Annotated in this window: 23 protein-coding genes and 1 tRNA gene; 13 read left to right on the top strand and 11 right to left on the bottom strand. The window is 36.2% G+C overall.

Annotated elements, in window-relative coordinates:
- Positions 1-137 precede the first annotated feature (137 nt).
- Complete coding sequence (locus PH4a_RS16850; protein ID WP_129041418.1) at positions 138-446, top strand: hypothetical protein; 309 nt, start codon at positions 138-140, stop codon at positions 444-446.
- Positions 447-532: 86 nt separating this feature from the next.
- On the opposite strand, the gene PH4a_RS16845 is transcribed toward PH4a_RS16850, so the two are convergent.
- Together PH4a_RS16845 and gapA are read right to left on the bottom strand one after the other, a co-directional pair.
- Positions 533-1,417 carry a D-hexose-6-phosphate mutarotase gene (locus PH4a_RS16845; RefSeq protein WP_129041416.1) on the bottom strand — a complete coding sequence of 295 codons (885 nt, stop codon included), beginning with the start codon at positions 1,415-1,417 and terminating at the stop codon, positions 533-535.
- A gap of 115 nt (positions 1,418-1,532) precedes the next feature.
- Positions 1,533-2,528 carry a glyceraldehyde-3-phosphate dehydrogenase gene (gapA, locus tag PH4a_RS16840; protein WP_064720157.1) on the bottom strand — a complete coding sequence of 332 codons (996 nt, stop codon included), beginning with the start codon at positions 2,526-2,528 and terminating at the stop codon, positions 1,533-1,535.
- 341 nt (positions 2,529-2,869) lie between these two features.
- On the opposite strand from gapA, the gene msrB reads away from it, so the two are divergent.
- A complete protein-coding gene (gene msrB, locus PH4a_RS16835) occupies positions 2,870-3,307 on the top strand; it encodes a peptide-methionine (R)-S-oxide reductase MsrB (RefSeq protein ID WP_129041414.1) in 438 nt (145 codons plus the stop codon).
- Positions 3,308-3,395: 88 nt separating this feature from the next.
- Positions 3,396-3,677, top strand: coding sequence for a YeaC family protein (locus tag PH4a_RS16830; protein ID WP_064720155.1), 282 nt, complete (start codon positions 3,396-3,398; stop codon positions 3,675-3,677).
- A 117-nt stretch (positions 3,678-3,794) separates the two neighbouring features.
- On the opposite strand, the gene pncA is transcribed toward PH4a_RS16830, so the two are convergent.
- The 3 genes from pncA to sppA form a co-directional block, all read right to left on the bottom strand.
- Positions 3,795-4,439, bottom strand: coding sequence for a bifunctional nicotinamidase/pyrazinamidase (pncA, locus tag PH4a_RS16825; protein WP_129041412.1), 645 nt, complete (start codon positions 4,437-4,439; stop codon positions 3,795-3,797).
- A gap of 20 nt (positions 4,440-4,459) precedes the next feature.
- On the bottom strand, positions 4,460-5,482 hold the full coding sequence (gene ansA, locus PH4a_RS16820) for an asparaginase (protein WP_129041410.1): 1,023 nt from the start codon (positions 5,480-5,482) through the stop codon (positions 4,460-4,462).
- A gap of 257 nt (positions 5,483-5,739) precedes the next feature.
- Positions 5,740-7,596 (bottom strand): signal peptide peptidase SppA, encoded by a 1,857-nt coding sequence (gene sppA / locus PH4a_RS16815; protein WP_129041408.1) that lies wholly within the window; start codon positions 7,594-7,596, stop codon positions 5,740-5,742.
- 731 nt (positions 7,597-8,327) lie between these two features.
- Between sppA and PH4a_RS16810 the strand changes: the two genes are divergently transcribed.
- Genes PH4a_RS16810 through PH4a_RS16800 form a run of 3 tightly spaced genes read left to right on the top strand, consistent with a single transcriptional unit; the run spans position 8,328 to position 11,910 of the window.
- Complete coding sequence (locus tag PH4a_RS16810) at positions 8,328-8,879, top strand: NAD(P)H nitroreductase (RefSeq protein ID WP_064720151.1); 552 nt, start codon at positions 8,328-8,330, stop codon at positions 8,877-8,879.
- A gap of 15 nt (positions 8,880-8,894) precedes the next feature.
- Positions 8,895-9,938 carry a selenide, water dikinase SelD gene (gene selD / locus PH4a_RS16805; protein WP_129041406.1) on the top strand — a complete coding sequence of 348 codons (1,044 nt, stop codon included), beginning with the start codon at positions 8,895-8,897 and terminating at the stop codon, positions 9,936-9,938.
- 4 nt (positions 9,939-9,942) lie between these two features.
- Complete coding sequence (locus PH4a_RS16800) at positions 9,943-11,910, top strand: DNA topoisomerase III (RefSeq protein WP_129041404.1); 1,968 nt, start codon at positions 9,943-9,945, stop codon at positions 11,908-11,910.
- Between the two features lie 67 nt (positions 11,911-11,977).
- Here the strand turns inward: PH4a_RS16800 and xthA are convergent, their stop codons facing one another.
- Positions 11,978-12,784, bottom strand: coding sequence for an exodeoxyribonuclease III (gene xthA / locus PH4a_RS16795; RefSeq protein WP_129041402.1), 807 nt, complete (start codon positions 12,782-12,784; stop codon positions 11,978-11,980).
- Between the two features lie 427 nt (positions 12,785-13,211).
- Here xthA and PH4a_RS16790 point away from each other — a divergent pair, with 427 nt between their 5' ends.
- A complete protein-coding gene (locus tag PH4a_RS16790; RefSeq protein WP_064720147.1) occupies positions 13,212-14,075 on the top strand; it encodes a LysR family transcriptional regulator in 864 nt (287 codons plus the stop codon).
- Positions 14,076-14,100: 25 nt separating this feature from the next.
- On the opposite strand, the gene PH4a_RS16785 is transcribed toward PH4a_RS16790, so the two are convergent.
- The 3 genes from PH4a_RS16785 to PH4a_RS16775 all read right to left on the bottom strand — a co-directional run bounded on the left by PH4a_RS16785 (position 14,101) and on the right by PH4a_RS16775 (position 15,796).
- A tRNA-Tyr gene (locus PH4a_RS16785) sits at positions 14,101-14,185 on the bottom strand.
- A 252-nt stretch (positions 14,186-14,437) separates the two neighbouring features.
- Positions 14,438-15,286, bottom strand: coding sequence for a formyltetrahydrofolate deformylase (gene purU / locus PH4a_RS16780; protein WP_064720146.1), 849 nt, complete (start codon positions 15,284-15,286; stop codon positions 14,438-14,440).
- Between the two features lie 45 nt (positions 15,287-15,331).
- The gene (locus PH4a_RS16775; protein ID WP_129041400.1) at positions 15,332-15,796 is read right to left on the bottom strand and encodes a YchJ family protein; all 465 of its coding nucleotides are present in this window, start codon (positions 15,794-15,796) and stop codon (positions 15,332-15,334) included.
- Between the two features lie 155 nt (positions 15,797-15,951).
- Between PH4a_RS16775 and rssB the strand changes: the two genes are divergently transcribed.
- From rssB to PH4a_RS16760, 4 genes are all read left to right on the top strand, one after another.
- A complete protein-coding gene (gene rssB / locus PH4a_RS16770) occupies positions 15,952-16,971 on the top strand; it encodes a two-component system response regulator RssB (RefSeq protein WP_129041398.1) in 1,020 nt (339 codons plus the stop codon).
- Positions 16,972-17,159: 188 nt separating this feature from the next.
- The gene (gene galU / locus PH4a_RS16765; RefSeq protein ID WP_129041396.1) at positions 17,160-18,065 is read left to right on the top strand and encodes a UTP--glucose-1-phosphate uridylyltransferase GalU; all 906 of its coding nucleotides are present in this window, start codon (positions 17,160-17,162) and stop codon (positions 18,063-18,065) included.
- Between the two features lie 114 nt (positions 18,066-18,179).
- A complete protein-coding gene (locus PH4a_RS18440; RefSeq protein ID WP_275658103.1) occupies positions 18,180-18,302 on the top strand; it encodes a hypothetical protein in 123 nt (40 codons plus the stop codon).
- 8 nt (positions 18,303-18,310) lie between these two features.
- Positions 18,311-19,324: an NAD-dependent epimerase gene (locus tag PH4a_RS16760; RefSeq protein WP_129041394.1), complete on the top strand. Its 1,014-nt coding sequence runs from the start codon at positions 18,311-18,313 to the stop codon at positions 19,322-19,324.
- A gap of 226 nt (positions 19,325-19,550) precedes the next feature.
- Here PH4a_RS16760 and hns read toward each other — a convergent pair whose 3' ends face one another.
- Entirely contained in the window at positions 19,551-19,955 is a 405-nt protein-coding gene (hns, locus tag PH4a_RS16755; RefSeq protein WP_064720138.1) for a histone-like nucleoid-structuring protein H-NS, read from the bottom strand.
- A 509-nt stretch (positions 19,956-20,464) separates the two neighbouring features.
- Between hns and PH4a_RS16750 the strand changes: the two genes are divergently transcribed.
- Positions 20,465-21,061 (top strand): thymidine kinase, encoded by a 597-nt coding sequence (locus PH4a_RS16750; protein ID WP_129041392.1) that lies wholly within the window; start codon positions 20,465-20,467, stop codon positions 21,059-21,061.
- Between the two features lie 1,370 nt (positions 21,062-22,431).
- Here PH4a_RS16750 and adhE read toward each other — a convergent pair.
- Positions 22,432-25,098, bottom strand: a complete 2,667-nt coding sequence (adhE, locus tag PH4a_RS16745) for a bifunctional acetaldehyde-CoA/alcohol dehydrogenase (RefSeq protein WP_129041390.1) — start codon at positions 25,096-25,098, stop codon at positions 22,432-22,434.
- A 514-nt stretch (positions 25,099-25,612) separates the two neighbouring features.
- Between adhE and PH4a_RS16740 the strand changes: the two genes are divergently transcribed.
- A complete protein-coding gene (locus PH4a_RS16740) occupies positions 25,613-26,257 on the top strand; it encodes a YchE family NAAT transporter (protein WP_064720135.1) in 645 nt (214 codons plus the stop codon).
- Positions 26,258-26,269 lie beyond the last annotated feature (12 nt).

Genomic DNA, 26,269 nt, shown 5'->3' with positions numbered 1-26,269 from the left:
ATTTTTTATTGAATACTTGACTATATTCATATAAAAAAATCTTATTTAATTTATTTCTTATATCTATTCATCCTCCGCTTAATTTTGTATTGACTATTCGTTATCATAAGCATTATTAAACAAATAAGGATGGTGTCGTGAAACAATTGTTTTTAATTTTATTATTGGGAGGGATCCCTTTTACCGTTATATCTGAAGAAAAACTCAGAACAGGATTTGAAATGGTAAATAAAATCAAAGGCAATATATGCCAAGACTCGCGCGATAAAGAACGCTGTGAAAAACAGGTCGTAATTGCAGCAAAGTTAAGCTATATGGAAGGTATAAAAAGTAAATATTGCGCGGTGAATCGAGATACAGCAGAAATAAAAGATGATCCTAAGATTATCGAAAATTGTAAAAAAGCCAGTACTTTTATTGAAGATATGGAAAATACATTGAAATAGAGTGTCAAATAGTGATTTGATTTTGCATGTTAAAAGCTTCGGGTATCAACCGAAGCTTTTTTGTTTTTAATGAATCGTAATATTGATTATTTTTCAGCGATATTTTTACGAACACGTACAACGACAGATAAACGCCCAGGGTGAACGTTGTCGGGTTTTAATGGCTGATGAATACGTGCTGTTTCTACACAGGCCATTTTGCGATAACCTCCTGCATTCATATCTTTCATTGAACTAGCTAATTCAGCGCCAGGATTCCAGCAAACAACATCACTATGGTGATAGTGGTGAACTTCAATTGTGCGATCCCAACCATCATCATGAATAAGATTGAAATCTTCAGGCTCTGTGTAAAGCCTGTCAGTGCGTCCGTTAAAGCGAAGTGAGGCTTCATCTGTGTAAACCTCTTTATCAGCAACAGTATCGATATAGTGGCCTCCTAGGCCTGTTACTGAAACATTATCGATGTCACTAACATTAAAATAAGAGTGAAGGGCTGCGGTTGCTTCATAATCACCATAGGATTCCAACTCGACTTCACAGGTCGCACCTAATTTAAAGCGAGCGATCACTGTAAATTCATGAGGCCAATATTTTTTCGTTTGTTGGCTCTCTTTTAAGGACATGGTAATTAATACGCCATCATCTTGTTCAGAGTGGGCACTAAATTCCCAAGGCAAAATACGCGCAAAACCGTGGCTTGGTGTACCTGCTGAAGCAAACCAAGGCCAACAAATAGGAATACCACCTCGAATTGCGACACCCGGTGTAAATAAGGAATCTTCACTTAACCAAAAAACCGGATGTTCTTGCGCAGGTTGCCATGCAATAAGATGAGCCCCTTGAAGACTAATTGCAGCACGTACTTTCGGATGGGAAATAACAAGGATAGGGAGTTCGTCTAATTGCCGACGACTTAAGTAAGGTGATATCTGTTCAATAATCGGCAAAGAAAAAATTTTCTCATTCATTATCTTATAACCTTATGTCACTGACTATCTCAATACAATAAACTGACTGGGTAAAAAATAAAAGAGCCACCGAAAAGGTGGCTCTAAGAGATATCTTGACTTTCTTAAGCTCTAATTATTTAGAGATATGAGAAATCAGATCAAGAACTTTGTTTGAATAGCCCGCTTCGTTATCGTACCAAGCAACTAATTTAACAAAGTTGTCGTTCAGTGCGATACCCGCTTTAGCATCAAATACAGAGGTCAGAACTTCACCATTGAAGTCAGTAGAAACTACTGCATCTTCAGTGTAGCCCAGAACGCCTTTCAGTTCGCCTTCAGCAGCTGCTTTGATTGCGTCACAGATTTGTGCGTAAGTTGCTGGTTTTTCCAGACGTGCTGTTAAGTCAACCACAGAAACGTTAGGAGTAGGAACACGGAAAGACATACCAGTTAGTTTGCCGTTCAGCTCTGGAATTACTTTACCTACTGCTTTAGCAGCACCAGTTGAAGATGGGATGATGTTTTGAGAAGCACCACGACCACCACGCCAGTCTTTAGCAGACGGACCATCAACAGTACGTTGAGTAGCAGTTGTTGCGTGAACTGTTGTCATCAGTGCTTCAACGATACCGAAGTTGTCGTTGATAACTTTAGCTAAAGGCGCTAAGCAGTTAGTAGTACAAGATGCGTTAGAAACGATATCTTGGCCAGCGTATGACTTATGGTTTACGCCCATAACAAACATAGGAGTGTTGTCTTTTGAAGGTCCAGTCAGAACAACTTTTTTAGCGCCAGCTTGGATGTGTTTACGAGCGGTTTCGTCAGTTAAGAACAGACCAGTTGCTTCTGCAACAACGTCAGCACCGATTTCGTTCCATTTCAGATTTGCTGGATCTCTTTCTGATGTTACGCGGATGGTTTTACCATTAACAACGAGGTGGCCATCTTTTACTTCAACAGTACCGTTGAAACGACCATGAGTTGAATCGTATTTCAGCATGTATGCCATGTAGTCTGCGTCTAACAGATCGTTAATACCTACGATTTCGATATCTGAACGTTCTTGAGCAGCACGGAAAACGATGCGGCCGATACGACCAAAACCATTAATACCTACTTTGATAGTCATATGTATTCCACCAGCTTTATTAGTGAATTAAAAAGTTGCTTCTAAAGTTACCAAAACCGCGCCAATCGTCAAGCGGAATCGTGTCAATAATTGCAAAAAATCAATTAAAAAAACACTTTTTGCTTAAAGATTGGACGTTTTAGCTAAATGTTACGCTGTGTATTATCGGGAACATCGCCGATAAATGAAGTTACCTTTGCTCCGTTATGTGAAATACATCACATTTCAAAAACTAAAGATTACTAGCATTGATTTTAGACCATATTTTTCAGATTTGTTGTTAAATCTTTGTTATTATTTACTGTTGTTTTAAAAAGCTTTTTTGTGTGCATGAGGTTTTTATGTCAGATAATGAAAAGAAAGTGAATATTTCAAGTAATAACAATCACCTTGATTTATCAATGCTCAATGAAATGCAAAAATATGTTACGCAGCAACATGGCACTGAACCCCCTTTTAGTGGCAAGCTGTTACATAATCGTCAAACAGGTATTTATCACTGCTTATGTTGTTCTGCACCCTTGTTTTATTCTGAAACCAAGTTTGATGCAGGATGTGGTTGGCCAAGTTTTTATCAGCCTGTTAGTGATAATGCAATTCGCTATATTGATGATTTTTCACACAATATGAAGCGAACTGAAGTACGGTGTCAGCAATGTAATGCACACTTGGGGCATGTATTTGATGATGGCCCCGCGCCAACAGGACAACGTTATTGCATCAATTCTGCTTCGCTGGCTTTTACGAACAGTGAAACGCAAGAAGTGCAGAAAGGCTAGTGTTTAACCGTGTTCGTTAACAATGTTGAAACAAAAGAAAAAACGATTCAGCTATTAGAAAGAATATTTGACTTATGTGGAGCGATTAATGGAAGTTAATGAGCTAATTTCGATGGTAACACCTGAAATTTATCAACGTCTTTCGACCGCTGTTGAGTTGGGCAAGTGGCCAGACGGTGTCGCATTAACCGATGAGCAGAAAGCGCATTGTATGCAGATAGTTTTATTATGGCAGGCAAAAAATAATCACTCTCCTGAGCATATGACTGTCGGCACTAATGGGCAAATCACGATGAAAAGTAAACAAGAACTTAAAGCCCAATTTCAGTCTGAACGATTAGCAACATTGACGCCAATGGATGATGACTAAGCTATTTTAAAATTAAATTATCTATAAAATTAAATTAGCTATATAAGAGGTGGCAATCTATTAATTATAACGATTAATGGATTGCCATTTTTTGTATGGAAAATTAAAATTGCTAGCTTATCTATTGATATTATTAAGGTAATTTATTGAATTAATTAATTCAGCCCCTTTGTCCTGCATTTCAGCTAAAGCTTGTTTACTATCATCAGGCTGAATATTCACACCGCGACAGCCATCCGTGATAACCGACACCTGATAACCTAATAATAATGCATCTAATGCTGTAAATTTCACGCAATAGTCTGTAGCAATACCTAAAATATAGAGATGCTTAATATTCAGAGTTTGTAAAAGAGTATGTAAGCCAGTTTGGTATTCATGGTCATTATCAAAAAAGGCGCTGTAGCTGTCGATTAAACGATTTTGCCCTTTATATATAATATGATTGATAGCCTCATAATCTAACTCAGGGTGAAATTCTGCACCATGACTTTGCTGTACACAGTGTATAGGCCACCAAACTTGAGGTAATCCATTAAGCTTACCTATTTCGCCAATCACAGTACCTGAGTTCTCAGCGAAGCTTAGGTGATTGGCTGGGTGCCAATCTTTGCTAGCGATAATTGGATTTTTGGTGTGTTTAAAATAAGCGATGAGTTGATTTGCTATTTGAACAACAGCATCGCTCTCGTTGACTGCAAGTGCACCACCAGTGCAAAAATCATTTTGGATATCAACCAGTAACAATGCTGAGTTTTTCACTATCTCACCTTTAATTAATATTAATCGTTATCATCCAGTGTCATTTCACCACGAAGATTTTGCTGCATAAGATGGCAAATTTGATTATAACTATATTGCTGACTCAATAAATAATGCAACTTAGTTAATGTTGCCTCAAAAGTCATATCATAGCCACTTATTACACCCGCCTCAGCCAAGGCTTGTCCTGTTGCGTACCCTTCCATATTAACGCGCCCTGAAATACATTGAGTCAGATTAATGACTACAATGCCTCGTTCTGTGGCATTACGTAACGTTGATAGTAACGCGGGATGCGAAGGTGCATTACCTACTCCATAAGAGCGAAGAATTAATGCTTTAACGGGTTGCATAAGAATATTATTAACAATCTCATCCGAGAGCCCCGGATAAATAGTCACAACTCCAATAGGTTGCGGGGTAATACTGTGAGCAATAAATTCGCCTTTTGTTTTGGGAAATGGATTAATTTTAAATGATTTTATATTAATTCCCGCTTCTAGAAGAGGCGCGCTATTGGGTGAAGCAAATGCATTAAAGCCATCGGCGTGAGCTTTAATTGTTCTATTACCGCGATAAAGAGTGTTATTAAAAAAAAGAGCGACTTCGTTAATAGGATGATGTGCAGCTAAATACAGTGCGTTTAGCAAATTAGTTTGCCCATCAGAACGTAGTGCTTCTAATGGGATCTGAGAACCCGTAACGATAATTGGCTTGCTCAAGTTCTCAAACATAAATGAGAGTGCTGATGCAGTAAACGCCATTGTGTCTGTGCCATGAAGAATAACAAAACCATCATAATTGTTATAGTTTTCGCTAATATCATCAGCAATAGATTGCCAATCTTCCGGTGTAATATTAGAAGAGTCGATAAGCGGTAGATGCTCTTTAATCGTAAAATCAGGCATCTCTTCACGATGGAACTCAGGCATTTTAGCTAGTTGGCGTTGTAGATGTCCTGATACAGGAATATAGCCATGATCAGAATGTTGCATACCAATAGTTCCGCCAGTATAGACAACGTAGATTGATTTCTTTTGCATCAGTCCAAGTACTCTTATTAAGCTGTGAGAAATAACTGATTATAGGGAGTTTGCAGAATAAAAAAAGGAAAGGGCGCTAAAAAATAGAAAATAGAGAATAAGTAATTAATGCTTTAAATCATTGTGTTAAAAAAATATCAACAAAAATGAGTTTAAAAAGTGTAATAGCAGATAATCTGGTTAAAACGATGGATTATTAGAAGTATGCACCTGTTGTTATTAAATGGTATTCAACAGGTACATACAGAATTATACGATTACTGAATATCACCACAAGATAAGCAGTATGAATAACGATTTAGTGGATCATTCATATTGCGATAAAACTCAGTTTGCGCTTTAACTTCTTTGATAACGGGTGCGGGTAAATAAGCTTGTAGCGGATCTGGAATAATCGCTTTTGCATTGGAAGATAAACTCATTAATATTTGTTCAGATAAACTTAACTCAGGTTTCATCCAATCGATAACAGGCTCTTTAATTTTTGCCATTTTTGCAGCAGCATCAATAGCGTCATCAAAATCACCAAATTCATCAACTAAGCCTACTTTTTTTGCATCAATTCCAACCCAAACTCGGCCTTGTGCAATACGGTCAATTTGTTCTGGCGTTTTTTTACGAGATTCAGCAACTAAATTAAGGAAAGTTTTATAGCCACTTTCAATATTTAGTTGTAATAACTCAGCAAACTCTTCAGGTAACTTATTAGTGACAGATAATCCTGCTAGTGGTGAAGTACTTACGCCATCAGAATAAACACCAATAGATTCTAAGCTATTTTCAAAGGTATTAATCACGCCAAAAATACCAATAGAACCCGTTAACGTCGAAGGACTAGCAATAATCTTATTCGCAGGTGTTGAAATCCAATAACCACCTGAAGCAGCCATTCCTCCCATAGAAACAATTACATGGCGTTTTTGTTGTTTAAATGCTGCTATTTCACTGCGAATTTGCTCTGAAGCGGAAACACTACCACCAGGGCTATTTACGCGTAAAACCAGTGCTCGAATATTAGGATTTAAACGCGCTTCACGAATTTGGCTAGCAATGGTTGTACCACCAGCAGAACCGGGAATACTTTCACCATCAATAATGGCACCTTGAACAATAACAACTGCAATATTACCTTCATCATTTGATGGAATATCAGTAGTTAAATTAGCCGCGTAATCATAAATACTAATATTTTTAAATTGGTTAGTTTCGTTATTCCATTGAAATGTTTCTGTCATATCCATTTCAAATTGGCTATAAGAACTTACAGTATCAACTAATTTACGATTTAAGGCGTAAGTTGCACTATCACCATCAGCTTTGCGTAATTGTTCGATCATCTCTTTAGCGCCAGGGAAGATATCTTCGGTGGTGACACTCCGATTCTCAGCAACTTGCGTTAAATAAGTAGACCATAATGAATTAACTAAGCGTAAAGAGGCTTCTCGGGCCTCTGGTGACATATCGCTACGCATTAATGGTTCAACCGCAGATTTATAAGTACCTACACGGAAAATATGTGTGCTGACTTTTAGTTTTTCTAACAATGTTTTGTAATAAAGATTTTGAAAACCAAAGCCATAAATACCCACAGCACCTTGTGGTGTTAAATAAATTTTGTCCGCATAAGAGGCAAGATAATATTGCGGCTGGCTATAATAACCACTCACGGCATAAATAGGTTTACCCGTTTTCTTAAATTCAGTTAAGGCTTTACCGATGTAATTTAAAGAGGGTTGGTCTGCGCCCGCAAACTCATCAAGTTTTAATACCATCCCCTTAATCTTAGGGTCACTTGCTGCTTCACGAAGTGTATCAACAACTTCAAATAATGAGTTTTCTTGTAACTGGCTGCTTGATACGCCAAGAAGCTCTTTACTCATTTGTCCTAATGGATTTTGATTAGTCGTTTGATCAACAATAACACCTTTAAGATCAACCAGTAATGCTCCTTCATAATTAACCGGTTTTTGTGCTTCATTGGCAACAAGATAGATGCCTATTACAGCAAAAAAGAGGAAGAAGAAAACAATGTTTAGAATTAGCTTCCTGATAAAGTTAATGGCTTGCCAACTAAAACGGAAGATTGCACCTATTAACTCCATAATTTTACTCATATTATCTCCACATCATGTAAAGCTAAAAATTAATTCTAAACAGTCATGCTAGAATTATTTGTGAAAAGGCTGGTTAACGTAAATGGGTGGCATACAGATATTGAAGTGAACAATTGCAATAGGAATAGATATTCTGATGCTAAATAGTTTAATGCCATACAGATGAATAACAATTATTTTAGGCATTCTTCCTACGCTTTATTACTCGCTAATCGTGAATCTGAATAGCTAAATTTCACAGCAATAATCTTATGTCGTTTTATGTTTAATACTAAGCCTTTAAACGACTTGAAAGTGACAATTACGAATATTCTAATATAGGCGCTACCGAATGTCTGTCATTGATTTATAACTAGCCTATTATTGCCGCACACTATTAAGCCAATATTAATAATCTATCTTTCAGTCGATAAGTATCTTAAACGAAAAGAATAGCGTTCATTGCAAAGAATAAAAGAAATAACTTGGTCGTTCTGACAGAAAACTTATTTTAGTTGCACGAAATGTTGAACCCAGATAACGCAATGTATGGCATAAAATAAAAAAACATTCATTTTATGAGTAAAAAGCGCATTGTGATAGGAAATGAACTGTTTTTTCGTTAAAAATCCCCGCCTTCATTTGCGGATGATGGTAATATAACAGTTTGTTATACTGAGAATTGATAAGAACTGTTCATCCCTAAAAAAGTAGCAATTTGCTAAAATCAAACGCTGACAGGAGAATAAAAAATGGATGCATTAACACTGCTTTTAAATCGTCGCTCAGCTTCTAGACTCACCACTCCCGCCCCTGATAGTAAAGCACTTGATACTATTTTACAGGCGGGAATGCGGGCACCTGATCATGGCGCATTAAAACCTTGGCATTTTGTTGTTATGCAAAATGAAGGTATTGAGCGCTTTAGCCAACTGCTACATAAAGCCGCAGTCGTGAACAAACTTGGTGCTGATGTTGAAGAAAAAGCAAAAAATGCGCCTTTTCGAGCTCCTTTAATTATTGCTGTTATCGCTAAAGTGAAATCACACCCAAAAGTACCTGAATGGGAGCAAGTTGTTGCCGCTGGTTGTTGTGTTCAGGCTATGCAAATGGCGGCACTCGCTCAAGGATTTGGTGGTATTTGGCGTTCAGGCTCATGGACTCATGATGCAGTGGTAAGAAAAGGTCTTGGCTGTGGTGAGCACGATCAAATTGTAGGATTTTTATATTTAGGAACGCCGACATTAAAAGCGCCAGCAACCGTATCTCCTGCTGACTTAACTGATTTTGTGACCTATTTTTAAGAAAGGATACGTTTTATGTCTGAAGCTATTCGTCTAACACAATATAGTCATGGTGCAGGTTGTGGCTGTAAAATTTCCCCAAAAGTGCTCGAAACAATTTTGCACAGTGAACAAGCTAAATTTCATGATCCTCATTTATTGGTTGGTAATGAAACCAAAGATGATGCTGCAGTTTATGATTTAGGTAATGGCACCGGTATTATCAGTACAACCGACTTTTTTATGCCTATCGTTGATAATCCTTACGATTTTGGTCGTATTGCCGCGACAAATGCAATCAGTGATATTTTTGCCATGGGGGGAAAACCTATTATGGCGATAGCCATTTTAGGTTGGCCAATTGATAAATTGGCCCCTGAAATTGCGCGAGAAGTGATTGAAGGCGGTCGTGCTGCATGTCAAGAGGCGGGTATTTCTCTGGCTGGTGGCCACTCTATTGATGCGCCTGAACCTATTTTTGGTCTTGCGGTAACAGGTGTGGTTCCTGTTAGTAAAGTTAAGAAAAATAGCGCGGCTAAAGCAGGTTGTCAGCTGTTTTTAACTAAACCTTTAGGGATTGGTGTATTAACTACTGCTGAGAAAAAAGGATTGTTAAAACCTGAGCATCAGGGGTTAGCAACAGAAATCATGTGTCGTATGAATAAAGCAGGCGCTGATTTTTCTGATATCGAAGGCGTAACGGCAATGACTGACGTTACAGGCTTTGGATTATTAGGGCATTTAAGTGAAATTTGTGAAGGCTCTGATGTACAAGCTACTGTGCATTTCTCACAAGTTCCTAAATTGCCAGAAATTGAATCTTATATTGAACAAGGTTGTGTACCTGGAGGAACGGGACGTAACTTTGAAAGCTATGGCCATTTAATTGGTGAAATTAGCGAAATGCAACGTAAATTATTGTGTGATCCTCAAACTTCGGGTGGTTTATTATTAGCTGTATTACCAGAAGCAATTGAGCAAGTAAAAGAAGTCGCAGCACGTTTTGATATTGAGTTGACTTCTATTGGTGAGTTAACCGCGCCAGTATCAAACAGAGCGTTAATTGAAGTGATAAACTAACGTAATGAGATTATTTATTGCAGAAAAACCCAGCCTTGCTCGAGCTATTGCTGATGTGTTACCTAAACCTCATAAACGAGGTGATGGATTTATACTTTGTGGTGATAACCAGTATGTGACATGGTGTGTTGGTCACTTACTTGAGCAGGCTGAGCCGGATGCATACGACCCGCGATATGCTCGCTGGTCGTTAGATGATTTGCCGATAATTCCTGAACAATGGCAACTCAAGCCCCGAGCTGATGTCAAAAAACAGTTAGAGACAATTAAAACATTACTTAAGCAAGCTGATGAAGTTATTCATGCCGGAGACCCCGACCGTGAAGGTCAGCTATTAGTTGATGAAGTTCTTAACTACCTTAATATTAGCGCAAAGCAAAAAAAAGAAGCCCGCCGTTGTTTAATTAATGATTTAAACCCCGCTGCGGTGACGCGAGCTATTGATAAGTTACGCTACAACCATGAATTTATTCCGCTATGTGTCTCTGCTTTAGCAAGGGCTAGAGCGGATTGGCTTTATGGTATCAATATGACAAGAGCCTATACCTTATTAGGCCAAAGAAATGGTTATCAAGGTGTTTTATCCGTAGGGCGAGTTCAAACACCAGTGCTAGGATTAGTGGTTCGTCGCGATGAAGAAATAGAAAACTTTATTCCTAAGGATTTTTTTGAAGTTAAAGCGCATATCGTTACGCCAGCAGATGAACGCTTTATGGCGACTTGGCAACCAAGTGAGCATTGTGAAGCCTGGCAAGATGAAGAAGGGCGATTATTAAATCGCAAGCTTGCTGAACATGTTGTTGAAAGAATAAAAAATAAACCCGCGAATGTAACGGATTACCAAGATAAGCAAGAATCTGAAATAGCGCCATTGCCTTTTTCATTATCGGCTTTACAGATTGAGGCCGCAAAACGCTTTGGATTAAGTGCGCAACAAGTGCTTGATACATGTCAGCGTTTATATGAAACCCACAAACTTATTACTTATCCTCGTTCTGATAGTCGTTATCTCCCACAAGAACATTTTGCAGGGCGTCATTCGGTTATTAATGCCATTAGTGTGCACGATAACAGCTTATTACCGCAAGATGCATTAGATATCGATAAAAAGAATCGGTGCTGGGATGATAAAAAAGTTGATGCTCACCATGCTATTATTCCTACAGCCAAAACTGGCAATATTTCGTTAAATGAAAACGAAAAAAATATCTATTATTTAGTGGCTCGCCAATATTTAATGCAATTTATGCCTGATGCGGTGTATCGCAAATGTGTTATTGAACTTGATATCGAAAATGGTAAGTTCATTGCCAAAGCAAGATTTTTAGCACAAGCAGGTTGGCGATTATTATTAGGCAGCAAAGAACAAGATGCTGAAAATGATGGTTTACCTTTGCCTGTGGTAGTAAAAGGTGATGAATTGCTATGTGAAAAAGGTGAGATTGTTGAAAAACAAACTCAGCCGCCAAGGCCTTTTACTGATGCGACGTTGCTGTCAGCAATGACTGGGATAGCTAGGTTTGTGCAAGATAAAGATCTTAAGAAAATCCTAAGAGCAACAGATGGATTAGGAACGGAAGCAACGCGAGCAGGAATTATTGAATTACTGTTTAAGCGTGGATTCTTGCAAAAGAAAGGACGAGCAATTACGTCTACGCCTGCGGGTAGAGCACTAATTAATGTTTTGCCTGAATTGGCCACATTACCAGATATGACTGCGCATTGGGAATCGATATTAACGCAAATAAGTGAAAAGCAATTTAAATATCAAGATTTTATGTTGCCATTAAATAATACGCTTATTGAATTGATAACTCAGGCTAAGCGTCGGCCTAATATTCAGGCCTTTAGAAATTTACCTGCGCCGGCAAATTATAAAAAACGCAAATCAGCAACTAAAAAGAGAAGTGAAACGAAAAGTAGCAAGACTAACAGTGGCGTAAAAAATAAAGACGAAAAAATAGAGAGTTAATTAGTGTGTTTTAATTATCCCCTGTATTTTTCAGGGGATATAATTTCAATATATTCTTAAATCGTCATTACAGTTTAAATTCAGCCCAAACAGGGGCATGATCAGATGGTTTTTCCATTCCACGAATATCATAATCAATACCCGTTGCAATACAATTATCGGCTAAACAGCGACTTGCTAATAATAAATCGATACGTAAGCCTCTGTTATCATCAAACCCTTTAGAGCGATAATCAAACCACGAAAATTTATCTTCAGTTTCAGGATATTTTTCACGAAATGTATCGGTTAAACCCCAGACCATTAATGTCGCGAGCCATTCACGTTCTTCAGGTAAAAATGAACATTTTCCTGTTTTTAGCCAACGTTTCATATTATTTTCGCCAATACCAATATCTTTATCGGTTGGGCTAATATTTAAATCGCCCATAATCAGTACTGGAGATGTAGGTTTTAGGCTTGTCGTAAGGTAATTTTGCAGATCAGCATAGAACTTTTCTTTGGCCGGGAATTTAGTTTCATGGTCACGGCTTTCACCTTGTGGGAAATAGCCATTCATTACAGTAAGTAATCCTGCTGGTGTTTCGATATCAGCCATAATCATACGACGCTGGGCGTCATCATCGTCACCAGGAAAGCCTTTACGTACAGCAATTGGTTTTGCTTTGGTTAACAAGGCAACACCATAATGACCTTTCTGTCCATGATAAAAAACGTGATAGCCCAAAGATCCGACTGATTCTAATGGAAACATATCATCATGAACTTTTGTTTCTTGGAGTCCGATAACATCGGGTTGGTGTTTTTCTATAATAGCTTCAAGTTGGTGAGGGCGAGCACGCAGGCCATTAATATTGAAAGAGACAAATTTCATGTGAATGTTAACCATTTATAAATTGAATAATAGGATTACTTATACTAACAGGAAGCTAGAGCTAATGTAAGTAAATATGATGCCAATAACAGGACTTATCAATGATTAAATAAGAGCAATTTATAGAATATTAAATAACAAATAAAATAATGATGTGATAATTTAATAAAAACAAGCATTCATGTAACAAAAAATATTAACTGAATAAAGTAGAAACATAAACTAATCTTTGATAGAAGAATGTAAGTATTGTCATTCTTTATATATAAAGAAATGTGAAAGAATGAATATAAACTTTCAAGTAATGATCATTTTTATTAGGGGGTGAAAATAAAAAGAATAAATTAACATTCATTTTTTATAAGAATATTTTTTTAAATTAATTAATTGGATTGTTTTCTTCAATATAGCAAAGGAATGGTGAAATATGTTTTTCTCTCGTAAATTAGAAGCCTTTATGGCAGTAGTAGAAAATGGATCTTTAAGTAAAGCAGCTCGTGTGATGAATCGCACTACACCGCCTGTTGCTAAGTCTATCAAGGACTTTGAAGCAGTACTGGGTAAGCGTCTATTTAAACGTGAAAAATTTGGTATGAGCTTAACTCAGGATGGGCTAGAACTATACAATGATCTTAAATCGCTTTATTTACAGGAAAAAGAGATTACTAAAAAACATACATTAGGGGTTATTAATAATAGTATTCATGTGTATTACGATTGGGGGAAAAGTTGTTATTTAACGGAGTTATATAAAGCAGCTAATAAAAATCAATCACATATAAATATTATGAGATTTTCAAAGGAAAATTTTGATGAAATATCTGATTATGATGGTAATACATTAATATTAAGTTCAGATAAAATTATTAGTGAAAAGTTTAGTATGGTACATAAGATAGAAAATAAATATTTAGGTATCTGTTGTCGCCAAGATATGGCTTCAAAATTTGAAGGAAATATAAATAGCTTATTGAGTGATAATATTTGGTTATGTGATCCTGCTCTTTATAAAACATCAAAAATAAAAAATTTGGAGAATGAAATTGCACAAAAAACTAAAGCGGTCAGTATTAGGATGATGGATGATTTAAATTGTTGTTTGAATTTTATACAAACACACGATTCTATTTTATTAACAGATGAAAATCCGCTTAAGTATGATAATGATCAGTCACTGTGCTTTTTGGCGTTAACTCAAACAGAATTACGATACAGTTGTTACATTTATAAATCTAAATATCATTCGAGCGTACTAAATAGGTTTGTTGATTTAATTAAAAATATGCAGTAATAAGAGGTAAAACTTGGAGAAGAGATGGTGGTGGGAGAAGGATTCGAACCTTCGAAGTCTGTGACGGCAGATTTACAGTCTGCTCCCTTTGGCCGCTTGGGTATCCCACCAACATTTAATTGTGCTGCTGTCCGTGACAGCGGGCGCAATAATACCAAATACCGGAGATGTGTAAAGCGCTATTTTATCAAAAATAGATCAATCGCTGTAAAAATGTTCGCTTTGTTTAAGTTTCGTTCGCTATTGTGTTGATTTTAGGCTAAATATTTAAATAGCAAAGTAATTAAATCAGTCTTAGATAAAAATAAAAAGCGGTATAACATTATACCGCTTATCTTTATAACCTAATCAAGGTGTTTAGATTATAAAATGATGGTTCTGTTGCCATAAACAAAAACGCGCTGGGATAAAACCCAATACAGTGCATGGCTTAATACATTTTTTTCAACATCACGGCCGGCTCTCATCATATCTTCAGCAGAGAATGTGTGGTCAACATTAATGACATTCTGAGTGATGATGGGGCCTTCATCTAAGTTATCATTCACATAGTGCGCTGTTGCACCAATAATTTTCACTCCACGCTCATAAGCTTGGTGATAAGGACGAGCACCAATAAATGCAGGTAAAAAAGAATGGTGAATATTGATAATTTGATTAGGATAGTTTTGAACAAATGCGGGGGTTAAAACACGCATGTATTTTGCTAATACAACATAATCAGGTTTATATTGGTTAATTTGAGTTATCAGCTTCTCATCGTGTTGATCACGGGTTAGTCCTTCATGACTAACCAAATGAAAAGGAATACCGAATTGTTCTACGAGGTGTTTTAATGTGTCGTGATTACCAATCACTGCGGCAATTTCAACATCCAAATCACCAAACGCGCTTTTCATGAGTAAATCACCCAAACAGTGCGCTTCTTTTGTCACCATAACAACAATGCGGCGGCGACCTGATGTATTAAGTTCACGCTGAGAGCCTTGTGGTAGTGCATCGTCTAAATCAGCAAGGAATGTCTCATCATTAAAGATACCTTCAAGTTCTGTACGCATAAAAAAGCGTCCAGTGCGGTGATCGACAAATTCACTATTTTGCACGATATTTAATTGATGTTTGTAGCAAATATTCGTGATTTTTGCGATAAGTCCTTTCGCATCAGGACAAATAGTTCTTAGTATTTTCTTTTGTGTATTTTGGTGTTGCATGTACGGATAAATCCTTTAATGATGTCTGTTTGCAATTATTTGTTGTTATTGTTCACAACATTTTTTGTATTTACGTCCTGAGCCACAAGGGCATGGATCGTTTCGACCTACTTTAGGTTTTACACCATCGATATAAAACCAACTATCATCTATTTTTGTAAAACGAGAACGCTCGTGTAGATATTGTTTATCATCGGTATTTATTTCAATAAAGCAAGCCGAGAATTCGACATAAGCTTCATTGTCTTTAGGGGATCCTTGAGAGGAAATAACATTTAGCCCTAGCCATTGCGTATTTGGAAATCCTGCAATTAACTCATCGCGTAATGATTCTACACGACAAGAAGGGTGCCATGTTTTTATTAGATAATCTGCATTATGAAAGACAAAAGCACAATAACGTGAACGCATTAATGCTTGTGCCGTGGGAGCGTTTTTATTGCCGAGCAGATAAGATTCGCAGCATTCACTATAAGGTAACTGGCTATTACATGGGCATAGAATTGACAAAATAGTGTCCTAAATCACGTTTCACTTGACGAAATTACGACGAAAGAGAAAAAAGTAACCTTTGGGAATAATTAACGTCGATGTTGAACTAAACTGATACTAATAATGTAACGCTAATTACGCAGCAAGTGAAATGTTAGTTGCGGGAGCCGCCGATGAACAAGGCATTAGTGGGCAAGAAGATTTTAATAATTGATGATGAGGTTGTTTTTCGCACAATGCTGACGGAATACTTCTCACATGAAAAAGCCTGTGTTTATATGACTGATAATGGTAGTCAGGCACTCTCTTTGCTGGATGAAGGTTTAAAACCGGATCTTATTTTATGTGATATTAAAATGCCGATTATGGATGGCCCTACTTTTTTAACTCAGCTTGAACAACGTAAATGGTCTTTTCCGGTTATTGCTATTTCGTGTACTGATAATATGGCTGAAATTGATGAAATGTTGCGTTTAGGTGCTCAAGAAATATTTCTTAAGCCAGTAACAAATTTAAATAAGCTTAGGCAAAAAGTAATCGAAGTATTGTGTCCCGGCTTTTTTGAATCTGTATTAATTGAAGGCGTTCACTTAGCGCCACTTTGGAATAGTTTACGCCAAGATACTCATTATATTCAGTCGTTCGTTAAACAGATGCAGCCCCAAGTAAAGCAAGTAGTTGCCGGTTATAGCGTTAATTATCGGCAATTAAATGATGCGCAACGAATGGGTTTATTATTTGATATTGCTCCTCTCTCTAATAATCAAATTGTTTTTTATTGTGTTGATATTTCTCATGATGATGAGCATGGGTTACTTGTCGCATTACTCTTGCGAGTTGTATTTAATGATATATTAAAATCATCAGAAAAACATCGCACATTACCAAGCATGTACAATATGCTGAATAGACTCAATAAAATGCTACACGAGATAGGAGTGAAAGGGCCATTTCCTATTATGTTGGGTTATTATCATACTGAGAAAAAAAATATATTATTGGCATCTGCGGGATTACGAGCTGAAATAAAAACTGAAGATAAACGACTAGAGTTAAATAGTGGAATACCATTAGGGACATTACAAGTTTTGTATATTAATCAAATAAAAAGTGAAGGAATAAATTGGCAATGTCGTGTTTGGGATAGCAAAAATCAGATTAAGTTAATGTTTTCTCCTATTCGTGAAAGTTAAATTTAGATTAAATAAAATGGTTTATTGCGCATATATTAAACATATATGAAGAACTATCTCAATTAAGTGTGAGGGCTCTGTTTATCCACAGATATTAACTGATATACTCTGGCGATTATTTTAAAAACGGCGTCATATCATAACAGGAAATATTTATGGCGCTTAACAGTAAGCTGTAGGAGAGTGTAATGTCATCAACTGTACGTAAAGTCAGAAAAGCGGTGATCCCTGTTGCTGGATTAGGAACAAGAATGTTACCCGCAACCAAGGCTATCCCGAAAGAGATGCTGCCAGTGGTTGACAAACCCCTTATCCAATATGTTGTTAATGAATGTATTGCTGCAGGTATTAATGAAATTGTACTTGTTACTCATTCATCTAAAAATTCAATTGAAAACCACTTTGATACCAGTTTTGAACTTGAAGCTATTCTAGAAAAAAGGGTTAAACGTCAATTGTTGGAAGAAGTACAAGGGATTTGTCCTAGTCATGTAACGATAATGCAGACTCGTCAGGGAATAGCAAAAGGATTAGGCCATGCTATTTTGTGTGCCAAACCTTTAGTCGGCGATGAACCTTTCGCTGTTATCCTGCCAGATGTTATTTTAGATAGATACAGTGCTGATTTAACCAAGGTTAATTTAAAAGAGATGCTTTCTCATTTTGAACAAACCGGTGCTAGTCAAATTCTGGTAGAGCCAGTGCCAGAAGATGAAGTTTCTAATTACGGTATCGTAGATTGCATGGGTGCTACATTACAACCAGGAGATAGTAAACCTATTACTCGTGTTGTAGAAAAACCAAAGAAAGAAGAAGCACCTTCTAACTTATCTATAGTTGGGCGTTATGTGTTATCTGAAAACATTTGGCCTTTATTAGCCAAAACGGCACCGGGTGCAGGTGATGAAATTCAGCTAACAGATGCTATTGCTATGCTAATAGAGAAAGAGCCTGTAGAAGCCTATCATTTACAAGGTAAAAGCCATGATTGTGGTAATAAGTTAGGCTATATGAAAGCGTTTGTTGAATACGGTGTACAGCATGAAGAGTTTGGTGAAGACTTTGCTCAATGGATCAAATCATTGAAGATATAAGGTTTCCTGCTGTTCTAGAGATACACTCAAGCAGATAAAGTTTATCGCATCATAATTTTCGTAGATAATTGATGCGATAATTTTTTATTTTTGCTAGAACTCTGGAAAATTAACGTGCGAGCGATTAAGGTATTGACCGCATTCTCTTTGATGTGCGTTAAGCGTTATGATGTTTATGAAGATGATATTAAACATGATAACGTTGAACGTATGAAAATCATTAATCAGGTTCTTTGAGTGGTAATATGAAAATATTGGTAACAGGTGCCGCTGGTTTTATCGGCTCTCATTTAAGTCAGCGATTGGTAAATATGGGTTATCATGTCGTTGGGATAGATAATCTAAATGATTATTATGATGTTCGATTAAAAGAAGCGCGTTTAGCTAAATTGAATGCTCTTGAAAACTTTCAATTTGAGAAAGTTGACCTTGTAGATTCACAAGAAATAGCACAATTATTTGCGACATATAAATTTGATCGCGTTATTCATCTCGCCGCTCAGCCTGGTGTTCGTTATTCTATTGAGAATCCGATGGCATATATTGATGCTAATATTATCGGGCACATTAATATATTAGAAGGGTGTCGTCATAGTAAAGTTGAGCATCTTATTTACTCATCTTCCAGTTCTGTATATGGTTTAAATCAAAAGCAACCTTTTTCCACTGAAGATTCTGTTGATCATCCTGTTTCATTATATGCGGCAACTAAAAAAGCTAATGAGTTAATGTCTCATAGCTATTCACACCTTTATCAATTACCCACAACAGGATTACGTTTTTTCACTGTTTATGGTCCGTGGGGTCGCCCTGATATGGCATTATTTAAGTTTACAAAAGCGATGATCGCAGGTGAAGCTATTGATGTTTATAACGGTGGAAATATGACGCGAGATTTTACTTACGTTGATGATATTGTCGAATCAGTTGTTCGTCTTATTAATATTATTCCACAAAAAGACGATAAATGGACAGTTGAAAAAGGGGAAACATCTTCAAGTTCTGCACCTTATAAAATATATAATGTTGGGAATGGTCAGCCAACTAAGTTAATGGATTTTATTAAGGCGATAGAGAAATCATTAGGTATTAAAGCCAAATTAAATTTAATGCCAATGCAAGATGGTGATGTACTTTCTACTTGTGCAGATTGCGAAGATTTATCTAATAAAACGGGTTTTTCTCCTAATACATCTGTTGAATACGGAGTGAGTCAGTTCGTTGATTGGTATCTAAGTTATTATCATAACAAAAACTAATATACTTTTTGTTATATAAAATAAAAAGGAGCTTTAAAAGCTCCTTTTTCATTATAGATAAATATTTATAACGCATTCATCTATTCTCTATTTTCCTGACTATATCTATTAAGAAAATAACATCAGCACATATTAAAATTAAACACTTGTTTAATAGAAAATAGCCAACAATAAAATACCCTTTTAAATTTTTAAAAGGGTATTTCAAATAGAGAATTGACTTAAATTAGATAAGGAAATCGTCTAATGATTTGCCTTCTTCATCAATAGCACGTTTGATTACAGCTGGTGTACGACCTTGGCCAGTCCAAGTTTTAGTTTCACCATTTTCATCAACGTAAGAATATTTAGCAGGGCGAGCAGCGCGTTTAGCACGGCCAGTCTTATTAACTGCATTTGCTTCTAGAAGATCAGTTGGATCAATTCCAGCTTCTTCTAACATTTCACGGTATTTTTGTAATTTCTGTACGCGCTCTTCTTCAGCTGCTTTTTCTAATGAGAATTCTTCACGACGCTCATTAACGACAACTTCGAGTTTTTCCAGCATTTCTTCTAAAGTTTCTAAAGAAGTTTCTCTTGCCTGTGCGCGGAGAGTACGGATGTTATTTAATATTTTTAAAGATTCGCTCATTTTCCTGGTCTCAAATAAATGTTGTTGGCTGATGTAATACTAATAATAGATTGCTATTTAAATTTCTGCAATAGCTAAATACAAACCTAACGTAAAATTTCTTTTTTCTAAAGTAATATCTTTACAAAAAAAATATTAAAAGTTGAGGCATCTTTAGTCAATAAAGGAAATATTAGTAAGGAAATGCATCTTTTAACTGATGATAACGCTAATGTAAAAGAATAGAAAGCTTTGTTCATTTTTTTATAATAACGGACTTTTTTCTATAAATGCATTAAGACTAACTTTCATACTTTAATAAGCGTATATCAAGGATTGTTTTAATATGTTAAGTACTTATTAAGGCTATTTATTTTTTATACAAAGATTAGGGCTATCTACTATCTACATCTTTTTAAGGTATATTGAAAATACAAATAAAGGTAATAAATAGTTGTTATTGAAAATTTGCAGTTTGTTTATGTTAAACTGTCGCTCGCCATAATAAACACTATTTAGGGAGAGAGCTGATGGCTCAGCTTTACTTTTATTATTCAGCTATGAATGCTGGAAAATCAACATCTTTATTGCAATCTTCTTATAACTATAATGAACGAGGAATGCGGACACTGATTTTCACAGCAGCTATTGATACACGTTTTGCAAAGGGAAAAATCAGCTCAAGAATAGGATTAAGTGCGGATGCATTACTATTTAGCGATGATATGAATATTAGGGATGTTATTGTTACGGAGAATAACAAAGAGGCTATTCATTGTGTATTGATTGATGAATGCCAATTCTTAAGTAAGGCACACGTAGAACAGCTTTGTGAAATAACAGATAGCTATGATATTCCTGTGCTCACTTATGGCTTAAGAACTGATTTCAGAGGCGAGCTTTTCACAGGAAGTGCTTATTTATTAGCATGGGCTGATAAGCTTGTAGAACTAAAAACAGTCTGCTATTGCGGGCGAAAAGCAAATAAAGTATTGCGTTTAGATAATGAAGGGAATGTACTTTCAGATGGTGACCAAGTTGAAATTGGTGGAAATGAAAAATATGTTTCAGTATGTCGTAAACATTATACGCAAGCAACGCTAAAAGGGAGCATCGAACAAGAGTAACCTCCTTATTTCCCCTCTTTTGCTAAATAATAATGACACGAGAGGGGGATAAAAATAACTAATAAATAAAAATCTTTCTCTATCAAAGCTAAAAATAGTTTATCTATTACTTTATTTTAGTTGTTTTATTGCTTCTTTTTATATCAAGTTTATTCGGCAATAATTTCTGGGTGTAAAAAAATGTTAGCTTTTACCTAGAAATGTTTATTTGCTTGAGAAATTTCATTATCTTTAATCAAGAAAAAGATAATCAAATCGATTTATGCTGTTTGTTTTGTGATGCTGATATTGTTTTTTACAAATGATACTAATGATATACATTTGATGTATTCATATTATACATATTATTCATAGTTTAATGAAATTGGATAAAGATAACTATATACACAAATTTTTTGTTTTTTTCCCTTACATTTAATGGTGTGAAATTTTTATATCATTACTTATGTATTCGTTAAATGAATTATTTGGAATGTTCAGTTTTTAAATAAATTTACAAATGTGATAAACATATCTGCTCAAACGCCTCTATTTTTCTACTACTAAAGTGGTATTTAGTAGTAAGGATGGAACAAATAACCTTGTATATTGGTGATGATAAACTTTAAATATAGCGAGAAATTTTTTCGCTAATACATTATTGAAATGTTGTTATTGATGAGAATATGCCACAGCTTATTCCTGAAATTTTTTCGTTAAAATTATTGTTTGTTTTATTTGATTGCACATGCTCATTTTAAAAGCTCATTTTTTAGTGCTAACGCCCTTTGTCGTGGTTTCGGTGTGCTGTTGCCATAAATCAAATATTAAGCCTTATATTGCATAAATTGTGCTCTTAGCTTTATTTTTATAGATAAAATAGAGGATGAATTTGATGAAACAAGAAAGTAACCAATAAGTATGGTCATAAAATTAAGACAGCAAGTCGGTAGCTTAAAGAACTAATAACCGTTAACACATTTTTCATGTTACAGAGTATAAGGAAGTATTATAAAAATAACGGCTATCTAATTACGATGTAAAAAGAATAAAAATTGAATAGTAAATGTAAAATACGACTAGTGAGGGAAGGTAACAACTTACTGTAATCGATTCTATGGCAATTATTGTCATTATCTAGGGCAAAGCTATGGCTTACTCAATAAAGCGTTTAACATTAATTACAACGCTTTTTATCACTAGTGAATTATAGATTGGTAATTATCAATAGATAAAATGCAATTTACATACGTATAAATACTTACCATGAAACAACTATGTAAGATGTCATGCTCGAGATAACTTATTTAGATATAAAAGAAAACCCAGCCTTTCAGCTGGGTTTTTATTAATCAAAAACATGAGGGTATTCTGAACACAGAATCTTTCGATTATTTCTTATTACTTTTTTTCGTAACTTTAGCTTCTTCTTTTACTTCTACGTCTAAATGTTCGCTAAATTCACGGCCATAATAAGTATCAAGTAATAATTGTTTTAATTCAGAAATCAGCGGATAACGTGGGTTAGCGCCAGTACATTGGTCATCGAATGCATCTTCAGATAACTTATCTACTTTCGCTAAGAAATCACTTTCTTGAACACCCGCTTCACGAATAGAAGATGGAATACCTAATGAAGATTTCATCTCTTCTAACCATGCTAATAATTTTTCAATTTTAGCTGCGGTGCGATCTCCCGGTGCTGATAACTCTAAATGGTCAGCAATTTCAGCATAACGACGACGCGCTTGAGGGCGGTCATATTGGCTAAATGCAGTTTGTTTAGTTGGGTTATCATTCGCGTTATAACGAATAACGTTAGAGATAAGTAGGGCGTTTGCTAAGCCGTGTGGAATATGGAACTCAGAGCCCAATTTATGCGCCATTGAGTGACAAACCCCAAGGAATGCGTTCGCAAATGCAATACCTGCAATCGTTGCCGCATTATGAACACGCTCACGAGCAACTGGGTTTTTAGCACCTTCATGGTAGCTTGCTGGCAGATATTCTTTCAGCAATTTCAGTGCTTGCAACGCTTGTCCATCAGAATATTCATTCGCTAATACAGAAACATAAGCTTCTAATGCGTGAGTTACTGCATCTAAACCACCAAATGCACACAGTGATTTAGGCATATTCATCACCAAGTTAGCATCTACAATCGCCATATCTGGTGTTAATGCGTAGTCTGCTAATGGATATTTTTGGCCTGTTTCATCATCAGTAACAACCGCAAACGGAGTAACTTCAGAACCCGTACCCGAAGTGGTTGTGATTGCAACCATTTGTGCTTTTACACCCATTTTAGGGAATTTATAGATACGTTTACGGATATCCATAAAGCGTAATGCTAATTCTTCAAAATGAGTTTCTGGATGCTCATACATAACCCACATGATTTTAGCCGCATCCATTGGTGAACCACCACCTAATGCGATAATCACATCGGGCTTGAAGCTATGCATTTGCTCAGCACCTTTACGTACAACACTTAAGGTTGGGTCTGCTTCAACTTCAAAGAAAATTTCAGTTTCAACACCAAATTTTTTCAGTACACGAGTCACTTCATCAACATAACCATTATTAAATAAGAAACTATCGGTTACGATGAAAGCACGTTTTTTACCGTCACTTGCGATTTCTTCCAGCGCGATAGGTAAACAACCACGGCGGAAATAGATAGATTTAGGAAGTTTATGCCACAACATATTCTCTGCTCTTTTCGCCACGGTTTTAGTGTTGATAAGGTGTTTAGGCCCTACGTTTTCAGAAATGGAATTGCCACCCCATGAACCACAGCCTAGCGTCAGAGAAGGTGCAAGTTTAAAGTTATACAAGTCACCGATACCGCCTTGAGAAGCAGGGGTATTAATTAGAATACGTGAAGTCTTCATTTTGTCGCCAAAATAGGCAACATGTTCAGGTTGGTTATCTTGGTCTGTATATAAACAAGAAGTATGACCAATACCGCCCATCTCAACTAATTTTTCAGCTTTGTGTACCGCACTTTCAAATGTTTCAGCATGATACATCGCTAATAGTGGCGATAATTTTTCGTGAGCAAAAGGTTCTGCTGGCGTTGTTTCTTTCACTTCACCAATCAGAATTTTGGTATTTGCTGGTACAGTGATGCCCGCCATTTCTGCAATTTTTGTTGCCGGTTGACCTACGATAGCGGCGTTTAAGTTACCGTCTTTTAAGATGATATCTTGAACTGCTTTTAAGTCTTTACCCGTTAAAATGTAACCACCATGAGTAGAGAAGCGTTCACGAACTTGTTTATAAACGCTGTCTACCACGATAACAGATTGTTCTGACGCACAAATAACACCATTATCGAAGGTTTTAGACATGAGAATGGAAGCGACAGCACGTTTGACATCCGCAGAATCATCAATAACAACAGGTGTATTACCTGCACCTACACCAATTGCTGGTTTACCTGAGCTATAAGCCGCTTTTACCATACCAGGACCACCTGTCGCTAAGATCAGGTTTATATCGTCATGGTGCATTAATGCGTTAGAAAGAGCGACTGAAGGTTCATCGATCCAGCCAATAATATCTTTTGGTGCACCCGCTGCGATAGCTGCTTTTAATACGATTTCAGCTGCGCGGTTAGTGGCTAATTTTGCACGTGGATGTGGAGAGAAAATAATACCATTACGCGTTTTTAAGCTGATAAGCGCTTTAAAAATCGCGGTAGAAGTTGGATTGGTTGTTGGGACAATACCACAAATAATACCGATAGGTTCAGCAATGGTCATTGTGCCATAAGTTAAATCTTCAGATAAAATCCCGCAGGTTTTTTCATCTTTATAAGCATTGTAGATATACTCAGAAGCAAAGTGGTTTTTAATCACTTTATCTTCGATAATACCCATGCCAGACTCTTCAACAGCCAATTTTGCAAGAGGGATACGAGCATCAGCAGCGGCTAGTGCAGCGGCACGGAAAATGGCATCAACTTTTTCTTGCGAGAAGTTAGCAAATTCAAGCTGAGCTTTTTTTACACGAGCAACCAAATCATTGAGTTCAGTAACGTTAGTTACAGACATAAAGAGACTCCTGATAAAATGTTAAACTTTTTAAGCAAATTAGCTGTTTAAATCAACACTAATAAGAATAGCCCAGATAAGGGGTAATGTACTTATTTATGTAATAATAATTAGCCGCCCTAATTTGCTTAAAAAGCTCAGAAAAAACAATAACCAACGCAAATATATTTTCAAATTGGATTTCTTTTTCCTATTGATAACAGCTTACCATCTTTCTAATTAATTAACGTGATTTAAGTCACAAAAAACACAAGCTGACACCTTTCAGCATGGCTTTTTGTGATAATGATTATCATTTCTTTATAAAGTTGAACTATTTTTTTGTAGTAAGCTTTATTTGAATATAAAATTAAATCACTACAATGAGATCTGTTTGCCAGAGAAAATTTTAGGTAAAAACTTGTTAACTAATAGAATTAACTGGTTTATTGATTTAAAGTAACGCGCATTTTTTGTAGTTATTTTATCGTGAGTAGAATAATACGCATGTTTATTAGCCAAGAAGGGGCTTTTCATGGGGTCATTGCTGGATTTATCCGGTTATATAAAATTTTTTGTTGGTCTTTTTGCTATTGTCAACCCGGTTGGGATCTTGCCTGTCTTTATTAGTATGACAAGTTATCAAACTGATGCAGGACGTAATAAAACTAACTTGATTGCAAATGGCTCCGTTGCCATCATTTTAGTTACCTCTCTTTTAGTAGGGGACTCTATCCTGAATATTTTTGGTATTTCTATCGATTCATTTAGGATAGCAGGAGGAATGCTCATTGTTACTATCGCAATGACTATGATTAATGGGCGTTTAGGAGAAGATAAACAAAATAATCAAGAACGGAATGAATCAGCGGTGCGTAGTAGTGTTGCTGTTGTTCCTCTAGCATTACCCTTGATGGCTGGGCCCGGGGCTATTAGTTCTTGTATTGTATGGAGCTCTCGCTGGGAAGGTTTTACTAACTTTTTAGGATTAGCTGCAACCAGTATCTTTTTCGCATTCTGTTGTTGGTTACTTTTCCGCAGTGCAACATTATTAGTAAAATATTTAGGACAAACGGGCATTAACGTAGTGACTCGTATAATGGGCTTATTATTAATGTCTTTAGGTATTGAATTTATTGTTACCGGTTTACGCTCTATTTTTCCGGGATTGTTAGTCTAAACACTGTGTAGT

Source organism: Proteus hauseri (assembly GCF_004116975.1).
Taxonomy (GTDB): domain Bacteria; phylum Pseudomonadota; class Gammaproteobacteria; order Enterobacterales; family Enterobacteriaceae; genus Proteus; species Proteus hauseri.
This window is presented reverse-complemented; position numbering and strand designations above follow the sequence as displayed.